Genomic DNA, 5,191 nt, shown 5'->3' with positions numbered 1-5,191 from the left:
CCGGTCGTCCAGACACCGGTAGCGAGCAGCCGCGCGCTATCTTCTGCGGCGTCCAGGTACTTCTGCTCGCCGGTTGCCTCATAAGCGGCCAGGAACGTCGTCACCATCGGAATATAGTCGCCGTAGATAAAGCCGCTTACAAAGCGCTGCTCGCGGTTAGCCGGCGCGTTCGGATAATTTTCCAAATACTGATCCGCCAGCGCCTTCAGCTTGACCAGATAGTCCGCATCCCCGGTATATTTATGAAGCGCCGCCTGATCGGTGACGCCGGCCAAATTTCCGGTTTCCTTGGCTGTCTGAATGGCCCTATCCATCAGGAACGGCATCCGTCCTTGCGTCATCTCGTACAAGCCGCCGTAAACGCTCGCCGAATAATTCTCGACGGGCCCGCCCATCTGCGAAGGCGGATTCGAGACATAGTTTCCGCCGCCCGGACTGTTCGTCGTCTTGAAATGGTAGCGCAGCCTGCTGAGCATATACGCAAGGGTTGGCGCAGCCCGCTCGTCGAGAATCTCCTCGTTCTCCGTCAGCAAATAGCGCTGGACCGCCGTCATCGCATTGGATACGGTCGTCAGATGCCGCTCCTCCATATTGTAATGAGCCATGTTGACCGGATCCCAGCCGCCGTAATCGTCATCCATCATCAAATCCGTCGCGTTATAGATCGCTTCATTGATGGAATGGAAATAGTTCGTTCGCAAATCGGTAAAGTTAAACAGCCGCTCCGACACATGCGTCAGCGTATCGTACCAGGAGCCGAACCGGTTGACGATCCGGTAGCTCACCTCATAGCTGTCGCCGCTGTTGAATACACTGCTCTCTGTTCCGAACAGAGGCGCCACCAGCTGCGGCCGGACATGGCGCTCCTGGTCGCGGAGCACAAGCCCGAACGTGGACGTATCGGGATACGAGAAACCTTGCGGCACGCTCTCCGGGTCCATAACGACGCCGGCCGTTAACTGCTTGCCCGGCGTTTTCGATTGTTCCGGCGTATAATGAAGCGTTGCCATCGGTGTAAACAAATAGCTCTCCGGAATCATGCTGGCGCCGTCCGGAACGGCCTTCTTCACGTACAACAAAGGCGCGGTTACGGTATCGTAATCCTCATAGTCCACACCGTCGCCGCTGTACAGCAGGAAGGAATATGCCCCTGCCTGAGGGAACGTTACGTTAAGCGTCACCTTCGGGTCGTCCGACAAATCGTCAAGTTCGAACGTCACCGTCAGGTTTGCTTCCGTATTCGGGAACGTCAGCACAACGGTGTCGTCATCAAGCTTCTCGAAGTCCGATGGAATAAACCATACCGGCAGCCCGGACTTGAAATAATCTTCAACGACAAGGCTTTTCGCCACGCCGTTCACGAGAGCGGTTTGCTTGGCGAGCAGAAACTGCTCCTTCTCGCCGGCATATTCGCTATTTAGCGCGGACATCATCAGGAAACCGAGTTCCTCCGTCTTCCCCTTCACCGATACCCATGCTCCGCCTTCCTTCACAAAAATCTCGTTTTGCACGAGACTTCCCTGTGAGCCTTGGCCGCGGTGGAAGACAACCTTTACCGAATCATTTTCGATAGAACCGGTTTCAAGAGCCGCCACATCCTCTTTGGCCCACTCCGGGAAATCGGCAGGCGGAAGCAAATCAAACGGGCTGGCCGGCTTTACGATTTCCAGCAGCTCTTCTTTATTTTCAGGAGGAGTCAGATTGAGGTCTTCCGTAAGGAAAAATCCTTCGCATCTGGCGTAGAAGCCGGAAGTATCGAGGAGAGAGAGCTCGTGCTCTCCTTCCTCCAGGAAATAGACGCCGGCCTCCGACCAGCGGAAGCCTTCCATCCCGTGGTCGCCGAACCGCTCCTCCGCCATAACGCCGTCGACCGCCACATGGAACGTCCGGGTTCCCGGCTGATTCGTGGCATAGTCTCTGTCGCGGACCCAAAGACGATAGTTCGCCGCCTTCGTAATGTTGACCTTGGCGATCGCAGGATCGCCGCCCTCCCCATTAGCCTCCTCCGGCGTCGAACCGGTAGCGCGTCCCGTGACCCAGTCGCCGGACAAAGTCCATGAACCAAAGGCTGTAAAGAGATTGGGCGTAATGTAGAAATGCTGCATCGACGAAGCCGGGTTCTCCGGATTTTCCTCCGCCATCGCTGCAGCTCCGGGCAGCGATGGGATAATCAGGCACAGCGTCAACAGGAACACTAACAGCTTTCTCATGCTCTTATTCCCCGTTTCCTTTGTTTTTTGGCAACAAACGCTTCCCGCTATTCCAGCGACGGAGGCGGGTGAATCGTAACGGTCAAGCTGTAATCCCCGTAATCGGCGAGCGGGACGGTCCCGGTCGGGTACACGACAAGTACGGTTGTGCCGTCCTGCCGTATCTCGTTCCGCTTGATCAGGCTGTCGAGTGCAAGCGTCGTGCCATTGGTCTTATGGGTCAACGTGCCAGTGATGCCAAGACCTTTCAAATTATTTTTTTCCACTGGGAATGGAAACGACCCCATCGGCACAACGAGGCGGATTACTCCTTCCGACGCGCTCATCCCCGGATAGTTGACCTGGACGGCGAATGGCGCGAACTCACCGAGCGGAATCGGCGGGAAAATCGTGACAACGATATCGTAATCCCGATAATTGACGACCGGGACATCGTCGGTCGGGTAGACGACAAGGACGGTTGTGCCGTTCGTCCGCATTTCGTTCCGTTTGATCAGGCTGTCCAACCGCAGCACCGAACCGTTCGTCTTATGCGTCAACGTGCCTTTGATGCGAAGTCCCTTCAACATGTTTTCCTGGACGGAGAACGGAAACGGCTCCACCGGCACGACCAAGCGGATAACGCCTTCCGCCTCCCCCGTCCCCGGGTAACTTACCCGGACATCGAACGGCGCGAATGCACCCGGCGGGCGGATCGTGACGACCAGCTGATAATCCTGATAATTGGCGAGGGGAACGTCCTCGGTCGGATACACAACAAGGACGGTTGTGCTGTCCGGCCGCGCTTCGTTCCGCTTGATGAAGCTGTCCAGCGACAGCGTCGTACCGTTCGTCTTATGCGTCAAGGTGCCCGTAATGCGCAGCCCCTTCAACGTATTTTCCGCTACGGGGAACGGGAAGGGCCCAACCGGCACAACCAGCCGGATGACGCGCTCCGCCTCCCCCGTCCCCGGTTGGCTGACTTGGACATCGAACGGTGCGAAGTCACCTAACGGCGCCGGCGGGTGAATCGTGAGAACCAGATTGTAATCCCGATAGTCGGCCACCGGAACCGTGTTGGTCGGGCGGACGACCAGCACGGTCGTGCCGTCTGCCCTCACTTCGTTTCGTTTGATCACACTGTCCAGCGACAACGTGGTGCCATTCGTCTTATGCACCAGCGTGCCGGTCGTCCGCAGCTCGATCAAAGCGTCTTCAATAACCCGGAACGGGAAATCGTCAGAGTTCACGACAAACCGGAGAACGCCTTCCGTCCAATTGAGACCCTTCACGGAAACCGTCGTTGTGAACGGATCGAAGTCACCGATCGGCACCGGCGAATGGATCGTAAGGGCCCACTTGTAGTTCTGATAATTGGCAAGCGGCACGTCATCGGTCGGGGAAACGACAAGCACGGTTGTACCGTCCGGCCGTACCTCGTTCCGTTTGATGACGCTGTCCAGCTGCAGCGTCGTGCCGTTCGTCTCATGCGTCAATGTGCCCGTCACGCGCAGCTTCTTCAGCGTATCTTCCCGCAGCGGGAACGGGAACGGCTCGACCGGGACGACCAGCTTGATAACGCCTTCCGGCACATTGGTCTCCACCTGTCCCGCTTCGACATTGACCGAAACAAATTTCTTTAACGGCTGCGGCGGGTGAATCGTAACAACCAGATTGTAATTCCCGTAATCGGCCAGCGGCACGTCGTCGGTCGGATAGATGACCAGGACGGCGGTGCCGTCCGGCCGCACTTCATTCCGCTTGATCACGCTGTCCAGCGGCAGCGTCGAGCCGTTCGTCTTATGCACCAGCGTGCCCGTCGTCCGCAGTCCGATCAAAGCATTCTCCGTGACCGGGAACGGAAAGTCCGTGACCGGCACGACAAAGCGGAGGACGCCTTCCGCCGAACCCAGTCCTTTCACGGAAACTGTTGTTTCAAACGGGTCGAAGATTACGGCCGGTTCCGGCGGATGGACCGTTAGGGTCAGATTATAGTCCGTATACGTGAAGAGCGGTACGCCATCGGTCGGGTAGACGACCAGCACGGTGGTGCCGTCTGTCCGCACCTCGTTCCGTTTGATCACGCTGTCTAGCGACAGCGTCGAGCCGTTCGTCTTATGCACCAGGGTGCCCGTCACGCGCAGGCCGATCAGCAGATTTTCCGTAACCGGAAACGGGAAATCCGCCACCGGTACAACGAAGCGAAGCGTCTGTTCCGTTGGACTTGTTCCCTTGACGGTTACCGTCGTCTCGAATGGTTCGAAGTCGTGTACGGTCGCCCGCTTGATACCTGCATCGACGAAATCATTCGGCGTCAGCGTTCCGCCGCCGAGATTCTCCGTTTGGCCGTTCGCCTTCGTCGCCGTCAGCGTATACGTAAAGCTTTTCGTCGGATCGTCCACCTTCACCAAGAAATCGTAAGGGTATCCGGCGTTGTCCACGGTTGTTTCCGGTTCGCTGCCGATCCGGTACTTCATGGTCAGCTTGCTTGTCATATCGTTCCGGTCGCTGATGTAGACGTAGGCATGGTAGCTTTCCGGCGTAATTTGAATGACGTGTCCCTTGCCCCTCGTATGCTGCGATACGGTGCCGCGCGCATTATTGGAATAGACATAATCCGGGTTGGCATAAGCCGGCGCCTGAACGCCCGGGATGTTCAACACAACCGAACGAATCCCCTTCGATGGAATATCGATCGTGAAGCTTCCGTTCGTCACGGCAACGGAAGATGCCGTCCCATTCGCCTCGTAGACCGTTGCGGTGCCGGTGTACCCCGCTCCGCCCGGCACTTTCTCGCCCAGTGCAATGGTGCTGGTCACCGGTGCGTTGCCTTCGTTCATCAGGGCGAGACCCAGCACTCCGTTTTTCCGCGCCGCGATATAATCGATCTCCACGGTGTCGGGAGAGATAATGCCGCGATCCAGCCACAGCCACATGTCTTCCTCGTTATAGAACTTGCCCGGCGCATGGCCGAACTGATTCGAGGCGAAGTACGCGTACCC

The 5,191-nt window shown here is 57.4% G+C and carries 2 protein-coding genes; both read right to left on the bottom strand.

Annotated elements, in window-relative coordinates:
• Positions 1 to 2,210 (bottom strand): glycoside hydrolase family protein (locus BLR08_RS30455; RefSeq protein ID WP_143014508.1); only part of this gene is annotated, 2,210 nt, incomplete at its 3' end.
• Between the two features lie 47 nt (positions 2,211 to 2,257).
• The coding region (locus tag BLR08_RS31395; RefSeq protein ID WP_176835652.1) for a hypothetical protein at positions 2,258 to 5,191 on the bottom strand (2,934 nt) is incomplete at its 5' end.

Origin of the sequence: Paenibacillus sp. cl123, from assembly GCF_900101595.1 — a bacterium.
Classification (GTDB): Bacteria; Bacillota; Bacilli; order Paenibacillales; family NBRC-103111; genus Paenibacillus_G.
The sequence above is the reverse complement of the archived record's forward strand: the minus strand, read 5'-3'. Positions and strand labels throughout refer to the sequence as shown.